The organism is Burkholderia sp. 9775_39 (assembly GCF_015712225.1).
Lineage (GTDB): Bacteria > Pseudomonadota > Gammaproteobacteria > Burkholderiales > Burkholderiaceae > Burkholderia > Burkholderia cenocepacia.
Map to the genome: position 1 here is coordinate 152,403 of NZ_JACCQC010000014.1, position 16,681 is coordinate 169,083.

At 68.5% G+C, this 16,681-nt stretch carries 17 protein-coding genes; 5 read left to right on the forward strand and 12 right to left on the reverse strand.

The genetic code is table 11. The features are described 5' to 3' along the window. Nucleotides 1-15 precede the first annotated feature (15 nt). Nucleotides 16-432, forward strand: coding sequence for a glyoxalase/bleomycin resistance/extradiol dioxygenase family protein (locus H0X90_RS20170; RefSeq protein WP_006485715.1), 417 nt, complete (start codon nt 16-18; stop codon nt 430-432). Nucleotides 433-449: 17 nt separating this feature from the next. Then, a complete protein-coding gene (locus tag H0X90_RS20175; RefSeq protein ID WP_006493615.1) occupies nt 450-1,217 on the forward strand; it encodes a 16S rRNA (uracil(1498)-N(3))-methyltransferase in 768 nt (255 codons plus the stop codon). A 154-nt stretch (nt 1,218-1,371) separates the two neighbouring features. Here H0X90_RS20175 and H0X90_RS20180 read toward each other — a convergent pair whose 3' ends face one another. The 3 genes from H0X90_RS20180 to H0X90_RS20190 all read right to left on the reverse strand — a co-directional run bounded on the left by H0X90_RS20180 (nt 1,372) and on the right by H0X90_RS20190 (nt 5,102). Further along, nucleotides 1,372-1,935 (reverse strand): barstar family protein, encoded by a 564-nt coding sequence (locus tag H0X90_RS20180; RefSeq protein ID WP_006476945.1) that lies wholly within the window; start codon nt 1,933-1,935, stop codon nt 1,372-1,374. Between the two features lie 16 nt (nt 1,936-1,951). Continuing rightward, nucleotides 1,952-2,383 (reverse strand): ribonuclease domain-containing protein, encoded by a 432-nt coding sequence (locus H0X90_RS20185; protein WP_006490731.1) that lies wholly within the window; start codon nt 2,381-2,383, stop codon nt 1,952-1,954. 376 nt (nt 2,384-2,759) lie between these two features. After that, on the reverse strand, nt 2,760-5,102 hold the full coding sequence (locus tag H0X90_RS20190) for an NADP-dependent malic enzyme (RefSeq protein ID WP_034178301.1): 2,343 nt from the start codon (nt 5,100-5,102) through the stop codon (nt 2,760-2,762). A 134-nt stretch (nt 5,103-5,236) separates the two neighbouring features. Between H0X90_RS20190 and thiL the strand changes: the two genes are divergently transcribed. Genes thiL through H0X90_RS20205 form a run of 3 tightly spaced genes read left to right on the forward strand, consistent with a single transcriptional unit; the run spans nt 5,237 to nt 7,302 of the window. Then, nucleotides 5,237-6,235, forward strand: coding sequence for a thiamine-phosphate kinase (gene thiL / locus H0X90_RS20195; RefSeq protein ID WP_077189460.1), 999 nt, complete (start codon nt 5,237-5,239; stop codon nt 6,233-6,235). Next, complete coding sequence (locus H0X90_RS20200) at nt 6,225-6,770, forward strand: phosphatidylglycerophosphatase A (RefSeq protein ID WP_034201036.1); 546 nt, start codon at nt 6,225-6,227, stop codon at nt 6,768-6,770. Before thiL ends, H0X90_RS20200 begins: the two co-directional genes overlap by 11 nt. A gap of 31 nt (nt 6,771-6,801) precedes the next feature. Beyond that, nucleotides 6,802-7,302, forward strand: a complete 501-nt coding sequence (locus tag H0X90_RS20205; protein ID WP_034201037.1) for a CinA family protein — start codon at nt 6,802-6,804, stop codon at nt 7,300-7,302. 32 nt (nt 7,303-7,334) lie between these two features. On the opposite strand, the gene H0X90_RS20210 is transcribed toward H0X90_RS20205, so the two are convergent. The 9 genes from H0X90_RS20210 to H0X90_RS20250 form a co-directional block, all read right to left on the reverse strand. Beyond that, the gene (locus H0X90_RS20210; protein ID WP_034201870.1) at nt 7,335-8,393 is read right to left on the reverse strand and encodes a hypothetical protein; all 1,059 of its coding nucleotides are present in this window, start codon (nt 8,391-8,393) and stop codon (nt 7,335-7,337) included. 239 nt (nt 8,394-8,632) lie between these two features. Continuing rightward, nucleotides 8,633-9,460: an orotidine-5'-phosphate decarboxylase gene (gene pyrF, locus H0X90_RS20215; protein ID WP_006483119.1), complete on the reverse strand. Its 828-nt coding sequence runs from the start codon at nt 9,458-9,460 to the stop codon at nt 8,633-8,635. 39 nt (nt 9,461-9,499) lie between these two features. Further along, nucleotides 9,500-10,561, reverse strand: coding sequence for an aldose 1-epimerase (locus tag H0X90_RS20220; RefSeq protein ID WP_034201038.1), 1,062 nt, complete (start codon nt 10,559-10,561; stop codon nt 9,500-9,502). Nucleotides 10,562-10,611: 50 nt separating this feature from the next. Further along, the gene (locus H0X90_RS20225; protein WP_006491029.1) at nt 10,612-11,418 is read right to left on the reverse strand and encodes an SDR family NAD(P)-dependent oxidoreductase; all 807 of its coding nucleotides are present in this window, start codon (nt 11,416-11,418) and stop codon (nt 10,612-10,614) included. A 28-nt stretch (nt 11,419-11,446) separates the two neighbouring features. Then, on the reverse strand, nt 11,447-12,463 hold the full coding sequence (gene araH, locus H0X90_RS20230; protein ID WP_006491027.1) for an L-arabinose ABC transporter permease AraH: 1,017 nt from the start codon (nt 12,461-12,463) through the stop codon (nt 11,447-11,449). Nucleotides 12,464-12,532: 69 nt separating this feature from the next. After that, a complete protein-coding gene (gene araG, locus H0X90_RS20235) occupies nt 12,533-14,044 on the reverse strand; it encodes an L-arabinose ABC transporter ATP-binding protein AraG (RefSeq protein WP_034201039.1) in 1,512 nt (503 codons plus the stop codon). A gap of 67 nt (nt 14,045-14,111) precedes the next feature. After that, nucleotides 14,112-15,107, reverse strand: coding sequence for an arabinose ABC transporter substrate-binding protein (locus tag H0X90_RS20240; RefSeq protein ID WP_006491025.1), 996 nt, complete (start codon nt 15,105-15,107; stop codon nt 14,112-14,114). A gap of 111 nt (nt 15,108-15,218) precedes the next feature. Then, a complete protein-coding gene (locus tag H0X90_RS20245) occupies nt 15,219-15,998 on the reverse strand; it encodes an SDR family oxidoreductase (protein ID WP_034201040.1) in 780 nt (259 codons plus the stop codon). Further along, on the reverse strand, nt 15,998-16,675 hold the full coding sequence (locus tag H0X90_RS20250) for a 2-dehydro-3-deoxy-6-phosphogalactonate aldolase (protein WP_034201041.1): 678 nt from the start codon (nt 16,673-16,675) through the stop codon (nt 15,998-16,000). Before H0X90_RS20250 ends, H0X90_RS20245 begins: the two co-directional genes overlap by 1 nt. Nucleotides 16,676-16,681 lie beyond the last annotated feature (6 nt).

The window sequence follows — 16,681 nt, forward strand, 5'->3', positions numbered from 1 at the left end:
CAACAGGAGATTTTCATGACCGATCCACGTCCGGCCAACGTGCCTTGGTTGACGCCCTACCTGGCCGTGCGCAACGCGCGCGCGGCCATCGAGTTCTTCCAGGCCGCATTCGGCTTCACGGTGCGCGACGTGCACGACGAGGACGGCGCGATCATGCACGTCGAGATGGCCTATCGCGGCCAGCTGATCGTGATGTTCGCGCCCGAAGGCGCGTTCGGCTCGCCCGCGCTCACGCCGAAGCACGCGAACGCCACCGCGCCGCAATCGTTCTATCTGTATGTCGACGACGTCGACGCCACCTGGCAGCGCGCGCTCGACGCGGGCGCGAAATCGCTGAGCGCGCCGCAGGATCAGTTCTGGGGCGACCGGTTCGCGCAGATCGAGGATCTCGACGGCTACCGCTGGGCGCTCGGGTGCCGTCTCGACGCATGACCGAAACCGCCACACGCATGACCGAAGCCACCACCACCGCGGCCGTGCCGCGCTTTTTCGTCGACGCCGCGCTGCGCGCCGACGCCACGCTCGCGTTGCCGGCCGACGTCGCGCGCCACGTGCAGGTGCTGCGCCTGCAGCCCGGCGACGTGCTCGCGCTGTTCGACGGCACGGGCGGCCAGTACCGCGCGCGGCTCGTCGAGGTCGACAAGCGCAGCGCGCTCGTGCAGGTCGATTCGTTCGAGCCCGCCGAGGCCGAGCCGCCCTATCGCGTGACGCTCGCGCAGGGGATCGCCGGCGGCGACAAGATGGACTGGGTGATCGAGAAGGCCGTCGAGCTCGGCGTCGCGGCGGTCGTGCCGCTGTCGACCGCGCGTGGCGTCGTGAAGCTGTCCGGCGAACGCGCGGACAAGCGCGTCGCGCACTGGCGCGGCGTCGTGCGCGCGTCGTGCGAGCAATGCGGCCGCAACCGCGTGCCCGACGTCGCGCCGGTCATCGGCTTCAGTGCATGGCTCGACGCGCTGCCGGCCGCGCCGGCCGACGGCGAACTGCGGCTGCTGCTGTCGCCGCGCGCGAGCATCCCGTTCGCGTCGCTGCCCGACGCGCCGCCCGCGGCCGCCGTCACGCTGCTGATCGGACCCGAAGGCGGGCTGTCGCCCGACGAGGAAAATGCAGCTCGCGCACGCGGGTTCACCGCGCTGTCGCTCGGGCCGCGCGTGCTGCGTACCGAGACGGCCGGCGCGGCCGTGCTCGCGGCGTTGGCGGCGCGCTGGGGCGGGTGGTAAAAACGCGTCGGCGCGCCGCGTTCAACGGCTCGCCCCACACCGTGCTTCGCGCGCCACGCCCTGCAGCCGGGCGCGAATCGCAAACGCAAAAAAGCCCGCTCGAAGCGGGCTTTTGACGGGTCGTTCGGCGAATCGGCCACGCGGACCGATGCGCTTACGCGAACGAGTAGAACACGCGGAACGCGACCTTGCGCTCGGCCCAGAATTCGGCCGCCTCGCGAAACACGTCGAGCAGCGTTTCGCGCCCTTCCTTGTCGAATTTCTGCGCGATCGGCAGCCCTTCGAGGACGATCACGAAGCCGGGCTGCGCGCCGGCCTTCGCAACGAGGTCGGTCAGGCAGTCGTACAGCGCGTCATAGTTCTTCCCGAAATGCTTCGGAAACAGGAACGAGGTCGCGATCGTTTCCATCACTTCCTGCTTCGACTGCGCGGCGCCGCAATACGCGTACAGGAAATGCTGGCCGAGCCGACCGGCTTCGTCGGCGAGATCCTGCACGCGGAACGCGCGGATCGACTGCACGAGATTGGGTCGCACGGTCGTGAAAAGGCTCATAGGCTCCTCGTTCGATGAAAGCCCGGGCTCGGCTTCCTGTTGCTCCGGCGTGCCGCCGGCCTGCGCCGCCGCGTGCAGCTGAATCACACGCTGAAACAGATTGCCGTCGCCGGCCGCGAACAGTTCCGCCGCCGCCGTATCGTGCGCGTAGATGGAGTCGCTCATGCCATTCGTCCCGAAGTCATTCAACAATACGTTTAAAACTGTTGTAGTGGTCGCCCGTGTAATAACAGTTGTCGATCCGGCGCAACGGACCGCCACAGACGATCCGGCGCGCGCCGCGATTGCGCGCACGCGGCGTCGGCACCGTGTACTCATGGTAGTAGCCGCGCTTCGCCTTCGGCAGGATCCGCTCGCGATTGCCGAATACGACGCCGTCTTTCTCGTACGGATAGGGGCCGCCGGCGGCGATCAGGCTTAGCGTGGTCACGGCCTCGCGCGGAAGACTGGCAGTCGGGATCGTATCGAGCCCGCTGGCAGCCACGTCGGCCGGAACGGCCTCCCGTGCGTAAGCGGCGGAAACCAGACTGCCCGTCGGCGTGCCGACGATACCCATCGCGAACATCGCGAAGACGGACGCGAGCGCGCCGTTGCGGAGCCACTTGCGTGCCATGAACCAGGGTTCCCGCTGTTAAATCAAGTAGTTGACGACCAACAAAGGCGTTAGCGTAGCGTTATTGGCCGCGCGAATCAATGTCCGTTTGGGAATCGAAAGCCTCGCGATGCCGCGAATTCCGCATTTTTTACCGAAATCGCACTACATTTATCTTACATAAGATAGAATGCGTGCGGCACCTCTCGGTGGGCAAGAACTGCCTCCTTGCCTCGCTCGCTGCCTGGAGTGGAGAGATGCTGCTGTTGCTTTGCGGGAAGCGCGTGTGCGCCCTGCCCGGCGGCGTGCCCGTTGCGGGCACGCCTCTTTTTGCTTTTGTTTACAATTTTCCCGGGCGCGCCACGCCGGTTCGACCGGGTGGCGCGTTCGTTCTGGCTCAGCGCGCGGCGTTCACGTCGGCGACCAGCAGCGCCGCCATGTTGACGATGCGACGAACGGTCGCCGATTCGGTCAGCACGTGCACCGGCTGCGCGGCGCCCAGCAGGATCGGCCCGATCGCGATGTTGTTGCCGGCGGCCGTCTTCAGCAGGTTGTACGCGATGTTGGCGGCGTCGATGTTCGGCAGGATCAGCAGGTTCGCGTCGCCTTCCAGCGTCGATTCCGGCAGGATCTCCTTGCGCAGCGCCGCGTCGAGCGCGACGTCGCCGTGCATCTCGCCGTCGACCTTCAGTTCCGGTGCGGTTTCCTGCAGGATCGCGAGCGTATCGCGCATCTTCTTCGCCGACGGTGCGTTGCTCGTGCCGAAATTCGAGTGCGACAACAGCGCGACCTTCGGCTCGATGCCGAACCGGCGCACTTCTTCCGCGGCCATGATCGTGATCTCGGCCAGTTCTTCCGGGGTCGGATCGACGTTCACGTGCGTATCCACGAGGAAAATCTGGCGGCCCGGCAGCACGAGGCCGTTCATCGCCGCGTACACGCTGCAGCCCGGACGCTTGCCGATCACCTGGTCGATGAAGTGCAGGTGGCGGTGCGTGGTGCTGATCGTGCCGCAGATCATCCCGTCCGCTTCGCCCTTCTTCACCAGCATCGAGCCGATCAGCGTCGTGCGGCGGCGCATTTCGACGCGCGCGAGCTGCTCGCTGATACCCTTGCGCGCCATCATCTTGTGGTACGTCTGCCAGAAGTCGCGGTAACGCTCGTCGTGCTCGGTGTTGACGACCGTGAAATCGGTGCCGGGCGTGAGGCGCAGGCCGTAGCGCTGGATACGGTGCTCGATCACCGACGGGCGGCCGATCAGGATCGGCTTCGCGAGCTTTTCGTCGACGATGATCTGAACGGCACGCAACACGCGCTCTTCTTCGCCTTCCGCGAACACCACGCGCTTCTTCTCTTCCGGCGCGGCGCGCGCGATCTGGAAGATCGGCTTCATCGTCGTGCCGCTGTGATACACGAACTGCTGCAGATGGACGCGGTACGCCTCCATGTCCTCGATCGGGCGGGTCGCGACGCCGCCGTCCATCGCGGCCTGCGCGACGGCCGGCGCGATCTTCACGATCAGGCGCGGATCGAACGGCTTCGGAATCAGGTATTCGGGCCCGAACGACAGATCCTGGATACCGTATGCGGTCGCGACGATGTCGCTCTGCTCGTGCTGCGCGAGCTCGGCGATCGCGTTGACGGCCGCGATCTCCATTTCACGCGTGATCGTCGTCGCGCCGACGTCGAGCGCGCCGCGGAAGATGAACGGGAAGCACAGGACGTTGTTGACCTGGTTCGGATAATCGGTGCGGCCGGTGGCCAGCACGGCGTCCGGGCGCACTTCGAGCGCGAGCTCCGGCAGGATTTCCGGCGTCGGGTTCGCGAGCGCGAGGATCAGCGGGCGCTCGGCCATGCCCTTCACCATCTCCTGCTTCAGCACGCCGGCGGCCGACAGCCCGAGGAAGATGTCCGCGCCGTCGATCACCTCGGCCAGCGTGCGCGCGTCGGTCTCGCGCGCGAAACGCTCCTTGTCCGGATCCATCAGCTCGGCGCGCCCCTTGTAGACCACGCCGGCCAGGTCGGTCACCGTGATGTTCTCGAGCGGCAGCCCGATGTCGACCAGCAGGTCGAGACACGCGAGCGCGGCAGCGCCCGCGCCGGACGCCACCAGCTTGACCTTCTTGATGTCCTTGCCGACGACCTTCAGGCCGTTCGTGACGGCCGCGGCCACGACGATCGCGGTGCCGTGCTGGTCGTCGTGGAACACCGGGATCTTCATCCGCTTGCGCGCTTCGCGCTCGACGATGAAGCAGTCCGGCGCCTTGATGTCTTCGAGGTTGATCCCACCGAAGGTCGGCTCCAGCGCGGCGATCACGTCGACGAGCTTGTGCGGGTCCGACTCGTTCAGCTCGATGTCGAACACGTCGATGCCCGCGAACTTCTTGAACAGCACGGCCTTGCCTTCCATCACCGGCTTCGACGCGAGCGGGCCGATGTTGCCGAGACCGAGCACCGCCGTGCCGTTCGTCACGACGCCGACCAGGTTGCTGCGCGCGGTGAAACGCGCCGCGTTGAGCGGATTCTCGACGATCTCCTCGCACGCGTACGCCACGCCCGGCGAATACGCGAGCGCGAGGTCGCGCTGGTTGATCATCTGCTTGGTCGGGGCGATCGCGATTTTGCCGGGGGTCGGAAATTCGTGATAGTCGAGCGCGGCTTCGCGCAGCTTGGCTTTGGAGGAGGCTTGGGTGGACATGTGTCTCGTGACGGGCGGATTAGAATAACTGTTCGACGGCATTGTAGCGCCAATCATCGGCCGCCAGACCGGCGATTCGGGTGCAACAGCCGCGACAAAAATGTACTGGATAGTGCAGGAGCGCCGCCGCTCGCCTCGTACAATGCCGTTCCTTTCACCGTTTCGGATCGCCCGCCGTGCCAGCCGCCCTCTCCGAGTTTTCGCTGATCGAACGCTTCTTCACGCGCCGCGCCGCGCAGGGCGCGCGCGCGTCGACGCTCGGCATCGGCGACGATTGCGCACTGATTGCGCCCCGATCCGGGAAATTGCTGGCCATTTCGACGGACATGCTGGTGGAAGGCCGACATTTCTTCCCCGACGTCGCGCCCGACGCGCTCGGTCACAAGACGCTCGCGGTCAACCTGTCGGATCTCGCCGCGATGGGCGCTGAGCCGCGCGCGTTCACGCTCGCATGCGCGCTGCCGCGCGCCGATGCGGCGTGGCTCGAGGCCTTCAGCAACGGGCTGTTCGCGCTGGCCGAGCGATACGGCTGCGAGCTGATCGGCGGCGACACGACGAGCGGGCCACTGAACCTGTGCGTGACCGTGTTCGGCGAAGTCGCGCCGGACGCGGCGCTGCGGCGCGATGCCGCGCGCGACGGCGACGACGTGTGGGTATCCGGCACGCTCGGCGACGCGCGCGCGGGCCTCGGCGTCGCCCGCGGCGAGTGGACGGCCGGCGCGGACGAAGCCGCCGCGTTCCGGCGCGCGCTCGAGCGGCCCGAACCGCGCGTCGCGCTCGGCCTCGCGCTCGCGGGCGTCGCGCACGCGGCGCTCGACCTGTCGGACGGCTTGGCCGGCGATCTCGAGCACATCCTGACGCGCTCGAACGTACGCGCCGAGATCGACGCCGACGCGGTGCCGCGCTCGGCCGCGCTCGCGACGCTGCCGGCCGACGTGCAGCGCCGCTGCACGCTGGCGGGCGGCGACGACTACGAACTGTGCTTCACCGCGCCGGTGGCAGCCCGCGCGGCGGTCGAAGCGGCGGGCGCCGCGGCCGGCGTGCCGGTCACGCGAATCGGTACAATACGCGCGTTGTCCGCGCCGTCGGCGCACCCCGCCATCGCGTGGCGCGACGCCGCCGGCGCGCCCCTCGCTCTCACGTTGCACGGCTTCGACCACTTCCATGCAGACTGATCCGACGCCCGCGCCCGCCGCGGCCGAGCCCGGCGCCGCGCCACCCGCGCCGACCCGCGTGACGGCCCGCTTCATGCTGTCGCACCCCGCGCATCTCGTGTCGCTCGGCTTCGGCAGCGGCCTCGCGCCGATCATGCCCGGCACGTTCGGCTCGCTGTTCGGCTGGCTCACGTTCGTCGTGCTCAACCGCTACCTGACGGTGCCCGAATGGTGGGCGCTGATCGCCGTCGGCTTCGTGGCCGGCGCGTGGGTCACCGGTTTCACCGCGAGAAAGGCCGGCGTGGCCGATCCGGGCGCCGTCGTCTGGGACGAGATCGTCGCGATCTGGCTCGTGATGCTGTTCGTCACGCCCGCGACCTTCGTCGGTCAGCTGTGGGCGTTCGTCGCGTTCCGCTTCTTCGACATGCTCAAGCCGCCGCCGATCCGCTACTTCGACCGCCGCCTGAAAGGCGGGCTCGGCATCATGGTCGACGACCTGGTCGCCGCGTTCATGACGCTGCTCGTGATCGCGCTGTGGCGCTCCGTCGGCGGCTGACCGATTTCCCGACTCCCGTTTCCCGACGCGCATGCCAACCGATTCCGTCGTCCATCAGCTTGCGATCCGCGCAGGCAACAAGCTGCGTGACGAGCACCTCACGCTCGCCACCGCCGAATCCTGCACCGGCGGGATGATCGCCACGGCGATCACCGACATTTCCGGCAGCAGCCAGTGGTTCGAGCGCGGCTTCGTCACCTATTCGAACCAGGCCAAGATCGAGATGATCGGCGTGCCCGCCGACCTGATCGACAAGCACGGCGCGGTCAGCGAGCCCGTCGCGCGCGCAATGGCCGAAGGCGCGCTGCGCAACAGCCGCGCGCAGGTCGCGCTGTCCGTCACCGGCATCGCGGGCCCGGCCGGCGGCAGCGAGAAGAAGCCGGTCGGCACCGTGTCGTTCGGCTGGAGCAACCGGCTGCATACCGATGTCGAGACGCTCGTCTTCAAGGGCGATCGCGAACAGATCCGCACGCAGGCAGCCGCGCATGCACTGCGCGGGCTGCTGAAGCTGCTCGAGGAGCGCGAAGGCTGACCGGCCCGGGCGCGTGCCGCGCCCCTGCTCGCTTATTGAATCGCGTCGGGCTTCACGACGATCCAGTTCTTGTCCGCCGTCACCGGCAGGCCGAGCGACTTCTGCTTCGCGGCCGATTCGTCCGACCACGCGCGGATCTGCGCCATCTGCTTGTCCTTCTTGTTGACCCACACGCGCACGCCGCCGCGCGCGACGTCGGTCGCGTTCAGCAGCATGTAGCCGTCGGACGTCGGCGTGTCGCCCGCGACGAGCACCGGCTTCTTCCACTGGTCGATCCAGCCGACGATCGAACCGAGCTTGCCTTCGTACCACGTCATCGGGTTCATCAGGAACGGCGTGATCACCAGCGCGCGGTTTGCGGCCTCGTCGTACTTGCCGGCCTTGATCTGCAGCCGCGACGTCGTCAGCGCGCCGGTCGCCGGATTGCGCAGCAGCGTCGTCACGCCGATCACGTTCTGCGGCTTCACGTTGTAGCCGTACTTCGGGTCGGCCAGCACGAGCCGCGCGAGCTCCTCGTGCGCGGCCGTCATCACGTAGACCTCGATGCCGTTCTCGCGCAGCGCGTTGTACAGCTCCTGCATCCCGCGGAAGAAGCGCGGCGGATTGACCGTGCCGTCGACCACCTTGTCACCCTGCCAATAGCGGATCGGGATCGGCTTGCCGTCGGCGAGCATCGCGTCGACGTGGCGCTTCAGGTCGGCGAGCGACTGGCCGGCGAACGCCTGCGCGATCCACGGATAGCAGACCAGATCGTCGATCTCGCACAGCCGGTAGTAGTAGCTCGTCAGCGACTCCTTGTAGTCGGCGGAATCCTTGAACGGGATCAGCTTCAGCGACGGGTCGAGCGCGTCGCGCGTCAGCACGCCGCGATTTTCGAGGTACGGCAGCAGCGATTCCTCGAGGTCGTAGCGGTAGGTCGTGTTGTCGGCGTCGAACACCGCGTAGTCGCCGCGGTTCGCGTGCGCAGCGATCATCGCGTTCAGCGCCTTCGCGCCGTCGGCCGGCCAGTGCGACAGATCCGCCGCATGGGCGAACGTCATGCACAACGACGCGGCGAACGCGCTCAGAAGACGGCGGGACAGCTTGGGCATGGCGTCGCTCCCTTTCTTGACGTTTTCGTGACAGATCGATGACAAGCGCAGCATCGCGCGATTGGTGCGCGGGGATGCGGTGCGGAAGCGACGGGAAGTTGTCCGCGTGCGCCAGCGCGGGCCGGGCCGGCAGAGGAGCGGAAAAACGGGAGGGAAGCGGCGGGCTCGCGCGTGGGAGCACGCCGGCGCCGGCTGCCCGGGCGGGCGCCGGCGCCGGCCCGGACAGCCGGTGCGGCCGATCAGCGATGCGCGTTGATCGTGTCGCGCGTCTTCTGCGCGGCGAGCGCCGCGGCTTCGGCGAAATCCTCGCCCTTGCTCGCGTACAGGATCGCGCGCGACGAGTTGATCATCATCCCGGTGCCGTCCGCCGTGCGGCCTGCGTTGACGGTCGCCTGCACGTCGCCGCCCTGCGCGCCGATGCCGGGAATCAGGAGCGGCATGTCGCCGACGATCCCGCGCACGATCTCGATCTCCTTCGGGAACGTCGCGCCGACCACGAGGCCGAGCTGGCCGTTCTTCGCGTTCCATTTGTTCGCCGCGAGGTCGGCGACCACCTGGTACAGCGGCCGGCCGTTCGTGTCGAGGAACTGCAGGTCCGAGCCGCCCGGGTTCGACGTGCGGCACAGCACGATCACGCCCTTGCCTTCATGCTCGAAGTACGGCTCGACCGAGTCGTAGCCCATGTACGGATTCACGGTGACGGCGTCCGCGCGATAGCGCTCGAACGCCTCGCGTGCATACTGCTCGGCCGTGCTGCCGATGTCGCCGCGCTTCGCGTCGAGGATCACGGGCAGGCCCGGATGCTGTAGATGGATGTGCGCGATCAGCCGTTCGAGCTGGTCTTCCGCGCGATGCGCGGCGAAGTAGGCGATCTGCGGCTTGAACGCGCTCGCGTACGGCGCGGTCGCGTCGACGATCTGCCGGCAGAATTCGAAGATCGCGTCGGGCTGGCCGTCGAACTGCACGGGAAAGCGCGACGGCTCGGGGTCGAGGCCGACGCACAGCAGCGAATTCGTGCGTTGCCACGCGGCGCGCAGCGATTCGATGAAAGTAAGCGGGGAAGACATGGCGGGTACTCGCGGCAAACCGTTGGTAGACCGCGTATTTTACCCGCGTCGCCGGCGCCCCTCGTGTGTCGCGGCATTGCTGCGCGCATCGGCGCGCTCGACGGTGAACGCGAAACGCCGCGTGAGCCGCTCGCCGGGCGCGAGCAGCGTCATCCCGTGCGCGGCCGCGCCGCCCGGCAGGTTCACCGCATTGATCGGATGATCGACCGGCTCGAAGCAGAAGAAATCCTCGCCCGGCGGCGTGTAGAGCACGTATGCGTCGGCGTCGGCCGCGACGGTCAGCGACAGCCGCCGGCGCGGCCAGCTCACCGTCGCGTGGCCACCCCAGCCGGTGAACGCGTGATTGACGAGCGTGGCCGGCAGCGGATACGCGACGCCGAACTGCCAGGCCGGCGGCACGCTGACGTGCCGCACCGGCAGGAAATCGGCGCCCGACAGCCACAGGCCGCCCGCCGCCGCGGCCAGCTCGGTCGCCGCATCGCGCACCAGGAACGGATGCACGCCGAGCCCGAACGGCAGCCGCGCGCGTCCCGCGTTCTCGATCGTCAGCGCGATCGACAGCGTCGCGTCGTCGAGCTCGAACGACTGGATCGCGCGGAATGCATACGGCGCGCCGGCCGTCCGGTCGAGCGACAGTTGCAGCGACGTGTCGGTCGCATCGTCGACCTGCCACGGCGCGAGCCAGCCGTCGCCGTGGATCGGCAGCGGCTCGTCGCGACGGTTGCGCGGCACCGCGACCTTGCGCCCGTCGCATTCGAAGCGCCCGTCGCCGATCCGGTTCGAATACGGCAGCAGCGGATAGCATGCGAGCTCGTTCGGGTCGGTCGCCGTCTCCGGGTGCTCGCAACGGCGGAACACCGGCACCAGCGCGCCGTTCTCGCCGCGCCAGTCGAAGCGCGCGATGCCGCCGCCGAGGTGCGGCAGCACGTCGAGCCGCAGCGACGCGTTCGACAGCGTGACGGCCGCCGCATGCGCGGCGCCGACGCCCTGCGCGAACACGGCCGTCTGCGGGCCGGGGCTGACCGGCTGGGCGGCGGCGGCCAGGCGCGCGCGGCGCGACTGGCTGGTGGACGACGATGCGCGCGAGGACGTGGCGGTCATGGTGAGCTCCTTTCCTTCGTCGAAGAAACGATGCAGGTCGGTGCGAACGGTCAGGCCCAGCCGCCATCGACGATCACGTCCTGCGCGGTGATCATCCGGCTGTCGTCGGCCGCGAGAAACAGCGCCATCCGGGCGAGGTCGGCCGGCAATAGTTCGGCGTCGATGCACTGGCCGGCCTTGATCGCCGCGCGGCCCGCGTCGTCGAGCCACAGCCGGCGCTGCTTGTCGGTCATCACCCAGCCCGGCACCAGCGAATTCACGCGGATGCCGAACGGGCCGAGATCGCGCGCGAGGCCGCGCGTCAGGCCCTGCACGGCCGCCTTCGCCATCACGTAGACGGGATAGCCGCCGTTCTTCAGCATCCAGCTGATCGAGCCGAGATTGATGATCGCGCCGCCGCCCTGCCGCTTCATGTCGTCGATCACCGCCTGCGCGGCGAAGAACTGGTGACGCAGATTCACCGCGATGCCCGCGTCGAACGACGCGGGCGTCACGTCGCCGATCGCGTGGCGCGTGTCGTTCGCCGCGTTGTTCACGAGCACCGCGATCGCGCCGATGCGCGCGCGGATCGCGTCGATCGCCCCGCGCAGCGCATCGATGTCGGTCAGGTCGCACGGCAGGAACAGCGGCGCATGGCGCACGTGCGCGAGGCGTTCGGCCAGCGCGGCGCCGGCCGCCGCGTCAAGATCGACGAACGCGACGCGCGCGCCCTGTTCGGCGAAGTGCTCGACGAACGACGCGCCGATGCCGGTCGCGCCGCCCGTGATCAGCACCGCGCGATCCTCGAGGCTCGGGTAGCGCGCGAAGCGCGCGTCGCTCGCGGCGTGCGAGTCCGGCGCGGAAGTATCGATGGTCATGCGGATCGTCTCCGTGGAAACAGGTCGGTCAGTCGCGTACGCCGCGGTTCTTCAGCTGGTCGAGCAGCACGGCCGCGAGCAGGATCGCGCCACGCACGAGGTACTGGTAGAACGCGTCGATGTTCAGCAGGTTCATCACGTTCTCGACGGTGCCCATGATCAACACGCCGATCACGACGCCCGAGATCGTCGCGCGGCCGCCCATCAGCGACACGCCGCCGAGCACGCACGCGGAGATCACGTTCAGTTCGAAGCCCTGCGCGGCGTTCGGCTGGCCCGACGTGATGCGCGACGCGAGAATCACGCCCGCGAGGGCTGTGACCGCGCCCTGGATCAGGAAGATGTACACGCGCGTGCGTTCGACGTTGATCCCCGCGAGCCGCGACGCTTCCGGATTGCCGCCGATCGCGAGCGTGTTGCGGCCGTACACGGTCTGGTTCAGCAGCACGCCGAAGCCGATGAAGCACAGCAGCGTGACCCAGATCGGCAGCGACACGCCGAACATCGACATCCCGCCGAGCGCGATGAAGGTATCCGACGACACGCCGACCGCCTGCCCCTTCGACACGATGAAGCCGAGCCCGCGCACGATCTCCATCGTCGCGAGCGTCGTGATCAGCGCGTTGATGCGCAGGTACGCGATCACCGCGCCGTTCACGAAGCCGATCGCGGCGCCGGCCGCGACCGCCGCGACGATCGCGACGAACGTGTTGTCGGTCGCGTTCAGCACCATCGCGCACAGCACGCCCGAGAACGCGACGGTCGAGCCGATCGACAGGTCGAAGTCGCGCGACGCGAGACAGAACATCATCGTGCACGCGACCATGCCGATCTGCGAGATCGACAGCGCGAGGCCGAGCATGTTGTCGATCGAGAAGAAGTGATCGACGGTCAGCGACATCGTGATGAACATCACCGCGAAGATCGCGATCAGGCTGTATTCGGTCAGATGCTGCCACCACTTCTGGCGGTCGCTCTGCTGCGGAACCAGCGCGTCGGCCGACGGCTTCACGGCGGCGCTGGCCAGGTTTTCGTTGACTTGCATGATGTGTCTCCTGCTCCTGCATCGCGCGGCCCGCGCCGCGCGTGTTCGATTCGAATGTCGTATGCCGCGTCAGGCCGCCTCGGCCGCGCTCGTCTGCGGCAGCGCGAGGTTCAGCACCGCGTGCTCGTTCGCCTGCGCGCGCGGCAGCTCGCCGGCGATCCGGCCTTCGCGCATCACGACGATGCGGTCGGACACGCCGAGCACTTCCGGCAGTTCCGACGACACCATCACGATCGCGCAGCCGCGCTCCGCGAGCCGGTAGATCACGTCGTAGATCTCGTGCTTCGCGCCGACGTCGATGCCGCGCGTCGGCTCGTCGAGGATCACGACCTTCAGGTCGGGCTCCGCAAGCCAGCGCGACAGGATCGCCTTCTGCTGGTTGCCGCCCGACAGGAAGCGGATCTTCTGGCGCCGGTTCGGCGTCTTGATCTTCAGCCGCTGGATGAAGCGGTCGGCCGTTTCGCTCTCGGCCTTGCCGTTGATGAACAGACCCGCGCGCAGCGAATGGCGGCGGCAGCTGATGTTGATGTTCTCCGCGACCGACGCGATCGCGATGATCCCTTCTTCCTTGCGGTCCTCGGGGCACAGCACGATGCCGTGGCGGATCGCGTCGCCCGTGCGCTTCACGTCGATGCGCGCGCCGTCGAGCGTCAGCACGCCCGCGCGCCGGCGGTCCGCGCCGTACACGAGCCGCATCAGCTCGCTGCGACCCGCGCCGACGAGCCCGAAGAAGCCGACGATCTCGCCCGCGCGCACCGAGAAGCTCGCCGGTTCGCGCAATGCCGGCCCGTCGATGCCTTCGGCGGAAAACCGCACGTCGCCGAGCGCGCGCGGCGCGTAATGGTAGATGTCCGCGATCTCGCGCCCGACCATCTCGGCGACGAGCCGCTCGCGCGGCACGTCGGCCAGCGCTTCGTGCGACGCGATCTTGCGGCCGTCGCGAAAGATCGTGCACGCATCGCACAACCGGTAGATCTCGTCCATCCGGTGCGAGATGTAGATCAGCGCGCGGCCCTGCGCACGCAGGTCGTCGACCAGCTTGAACAGCACTTCCGTCTCGCGATGCGACAGCGAGCTCGTCGGTTCGTCGAGCGCGATCACGCGCGCGTTGCGCATCAGCGCCTTGCAGATCTCGACCATCTGCCGCTGCGCGATCGACAGCCGCCCGAGCCGCGCATCGGGATCGAGATCGACGCCCATCTCGGCGAGCCGCTCGCGCACGTAACGCTTCGCCTCGCGTTTCCTCACCCAGCCGAACGCGTTCGGCAGGCGGCCGAGCAGCAGGTTTTCCGCGACCGTCAGGTCGGGCACGTACTGCAATTCCTGGTGAATCACCGCGATGCCGGCCGCGATCGACGCGGCCGCATTCGCGAACTGCACGGGCTGGCCGTCGACCAGCACGCTGCCCGCATCGGGCTGATATTCGCCGCCGAGAATCTTCAGCAGCGTCGACTTGCCCGCGCCGTTCTCGCCCATCAGGCCATGCACCTCGCCCGCATGCACGTCGAACGAAATGCCGTCGAGTGCGCGCACGCCGGGAAACACCTTGCCGATATTGTCAAAACGCAGTGCCGCTGACACGTCGTCTCTCCACTTCAGAATCGATCGACCGCCGGCCGCCGCATTGCCGCGGCAGCCGGCGGGCCGCTTACTTCGACGCGAGCCCCATCTCCTCGCGCACCTTCGCCACGTTGTCGCGCGTCGCGAGCATGCCCGTCGTCAGCGTCAGCGGCGGCGGCGCCTTGCCCTGCGTGATCCACGCGTACATCAGGTCCGAGGTTTCCTCGCCGTGGCGCTTCGGGCTGATGATCACGGTGCCGTAGAAGCCGGTCGGCTGCGGCTTCTTGAACTCGTTCAACGCCGAATCGGAACCGCCGATGCCGATGCCGATCATGTTGTCGGCCTTGAAGCCGCGCCCTTCGGCCGCGCGCACCGCGCCGAGCACGGCCTCGTCGTTCAGGCCGTACGCGACCCAGTGCTTGAACTGCGGGTTCTTGGTGAGCGCGATGTTCGCCGCGTTGAACGCGTTCTCGGTGTCGGTCTTCGCCTGCGGCGCCGCGATCACGTTCGCCTTCGGGAAGCCGGCGGCGACCAGCGCGTCGGTCGCGCCGCTCGTGCGGTCGTGCGCGGTCGGCAACTGCTCGTAGGTGATGTCGATCGCGCCGACGTCCTTCATGTCCCAGCCGCGCTTCTTGATCTCGGCCGCGATGCCGTCGCCGACCTGCTTGCCGATGTTGTACGCGGAAATCCCCATGTGCGGCACCGACTCGATCGGCTTGCCCGCGCCGTCGACGAGGCGGTCGTCGACCGTCATCATCTTCAGGTTGTGCGACTTCGCCTTCGCGACGATGCCCGGCCCGAGTTTCACGTCGGGCGTGCAGATGATGAAGCCCTGCGCCTTCTGCGCGGACAGGTTGTCGATCGCGCTCATCACCTTCTCGCCGGACGGCGCGCCGATCTTCACGAGCGTGAAGCCCTTCTGCTTCGCGGCGATCTCGGCGAATTTCCATTCGTCCTGGAACCACGGCTCCTCAGGCTGCTTCACCAGGAAGCCGATCTTGACCGGGTCGGCCGCGTGCGCGACCGGGCTGCCCATCACCACCGCGGCCGCAGCGGCCAGCGTTACGAACGTTCTGCGTTTCATCTCCAGTGTCTCCTTGTTTTCATCGAACAGGATGCAGCCGCTTGTTGGTTTCGACGCAGCGTGCGCGCGGCCGTCGCACGTGCGGTCTTTCGAATCGTTACGTCAGTTGCGTCAGTCGTGGTACAGCGCCGCGCGCCCGCCGTCGACGGTGATGCACGCGGCGTTGATGAACGGCGCCTCGTCGGACGCCAGGAACACGGCCGTCATCGCGACCTCCTCCGGGCGGCCGATCCGCTTCATCGGCTGCAGCGCGAGCGTCTCCGCGCGCGCGGCGGCCGGATCGGGCTGCGCGTCCCACCAGTCGCGCGTCAGTTGCGTCTCGATGTAGCCCGGCGCGATCGCGTTCACGCGCACGTTGCGCGCCGCGTATTCGATGCCGAGCGCACGCGTCAGGCCGAGCACGCCGTGTTTCGCGACCGGATACGGGAAGCAGCCCGGGATGATCCTGAACGCATGCGTCGACGCAATGTTCACGATGCTGCCGCGACCGCGCTCGACCATGCCCTCCAGCGCCGCGCGGCAGCCGTGCCACACGCCGTCGAGATCGACCGCGAAGCAGCGCCGCCAGTCGTCGTCGGTCATCGTCAGCGGATCGGCGAACACGTTGATGCCCGCGTTGTTCACGAGCACGTCGAGCGGGCCGAATGCCGCTTCGGCCTGCGCGAGCGCCTCGCGCACCGCCTGCTGCCGCGCGACGTCCGCCTGCAGCGGCAGCACGCGCGCGCCGTCGCATGCGTGCGCGATCGCGGTGGCCGTGTGCTGCGCCTGCGGGAAGTCGAGATCGACGAGCGCGACGGCCGCGCCTTCGCGCACGAACGCGCGCGCGATCGCGGCGCCGATGCCGCGGCCCGCGCCCGTCACCATCGCGACCTTGCCCGCGAGGCGGCCCATCATGCGGCTCCGCCGCGCGCCGCGCGCAAGCCGACCTGGAACGCGCGCGCGTTCGCCGCGGTCGCGTCGGCCGACTGGCCCGGGCGATACAGCGCCGAGCCAAGCCCGAAGCCGTTCGCGCCGGCGTCGAGGAACGGCCGCATGTTGTCCGGCGCGATCCCGCCGACCGGAATCAGCGGCACCGCGCGGTCGATCACCGCGCGCCAGGCCTTCACGACGCTCACGCCGAGCTGTTCGGCCGGGAACATCTTCAGCACGTCGGCGCCGTTCGTCAGCGCCGCGAACGCTTCGGTCGGCGTCGCGACGCCCGGCGCGCTCGCCAGCCCGCGCTCGCGCGCGCGGCGGATCACGGCCGCGTCGCTGTGCGGCATCACGATCAGCGCGCCGCCCGCATCCTGCACGCGGTCCACGTACTCGGCGCGCAGCACGGTGCCCGCGCCAACGATCATGTCGTCGGGCAACGCGCGGCGCAGCTCCGCGATGCTGTCGAACGGCTCCGGCGAGTTCAGCGGCACCTCGACGATCCGGAAGCCGGCTTCGTAGAGCGCGCGGCCGTGGTCGGCCGCTTCGGCGGGCGTGATGCCGCGCATGATCGCGATCAGCGGACACGCATCGAACGCGCGCATCAGCGCGGCGTGGGGCGTGTACGGCGCGGGCAGTGTCAGGTCGGACGACATCGAAAG

Bases quoted from the DNA above. Each gene is read 5' to 3' on its own strand.
- H0X90_RS20225 (WP_006491029.1), bottom strand. From the start codon at position 11,418: ATGACCATCGATACTTCCGCGCCGGACTCGCACGCCGCGAGCGACGCG.
- H0X90_RS20185 (WP_006490731.1), bottom strand. From the start codon at position 2,383: ATGGCACGCAAGTGGCTCCGCAACGGCGCGCTCGCGTCCGTCTTCGCG.
- araH (WP_006491027.1), bottom strand. From the start codon at position 12,463: ATGCAAGTCAACGAAAACCTGGCCAGCGCCGCCGTGAAGCCGTCGGCC.
- H0X90_RS20205 (WP_034201037.1), top strand. From the start codon at position 6,802: ATGCCAACCGATTCCGTCGTCCATCAGCTTGCGATCCGCGCAGGCAAC.
- H0X90_RS20175 (WP_006493615.1), top strand. From the start codon at position 450: ATGACCGAAGCCACCACCACCGCGGCCGTGCCGCGCTTTTTCGTCGAC.
- H0X90_RS20190 (WP_034178301.1), bottom strand. From the start codon at position 5,102: ATGCCGTCGAACAGTTATTCTAATCCGCCCGTCACGAGACACATGTCC.
- pyrF (WP_006483119.1), bottom strand. From the start codon at position 9,460: ATGTCTTCCCCGCTTACTTTCATCGAATCGCTGCGCGCCGCGTGGCAA.
- H0X90_RS20210 (WP_034201870.1), bottom strand. From the start codon at position 8,393: ATGCCCAAGCTGTCCCGCCGTCTTCTGAGCGCGTTCGCCGCGTCGTTG.
- H0X90_RS20200 (WP_034201036.1), top strand. From the start codon at position 6,225: ATGCAGACTGATCCGACGCCCGCGCCCGCCGCGGCCGAGCCCGGCGCC.
- H0X90_RS20220 (WP_034201038.1), bottom strand. From the start codon at position 10,561: ATGACCGCCACGTCCTCGCGCGCATCGTCGTCCACCAGCCAGTCGCGC.
- H0X90_RS20170 (WP_006485715.1), top strand. From the start codon at position 16: ATGACCGATCCACGTCCGGCCAACGTGCCTTGGTTGACGCCCTACCTG.
- H0X90_RS20180 (WP_006476945.1), bottom strand. From the start codon at position 1,935: ATGAGCGACTCCATCTACGCGCACGATACGGCGGCGGCGGAACTGTTC.
- H0X90_RS20250 (WP_034201041.1), bottom strand. From the start codon at position 16,675: ATGTCGTCCGACCTGACACTGCCCGCGCCGTACACGCCCCACGCCGCG.
- H0X90_RS20245 (WP_034201040.1), bottom strand. From the start codon at position 15,998: ATGGGCCGCCTCGCGGGCAAGGTCGCGATGGTGACGGGCGCGGGCCGC.
- H0X90_RS20240 (WP_006491025.1), bottom strand. From the start codon at position 15,107: ATGAAACGCAGAACGTTCGTAACGCTGGCCGCTGCGGCCGCGGTGGTG.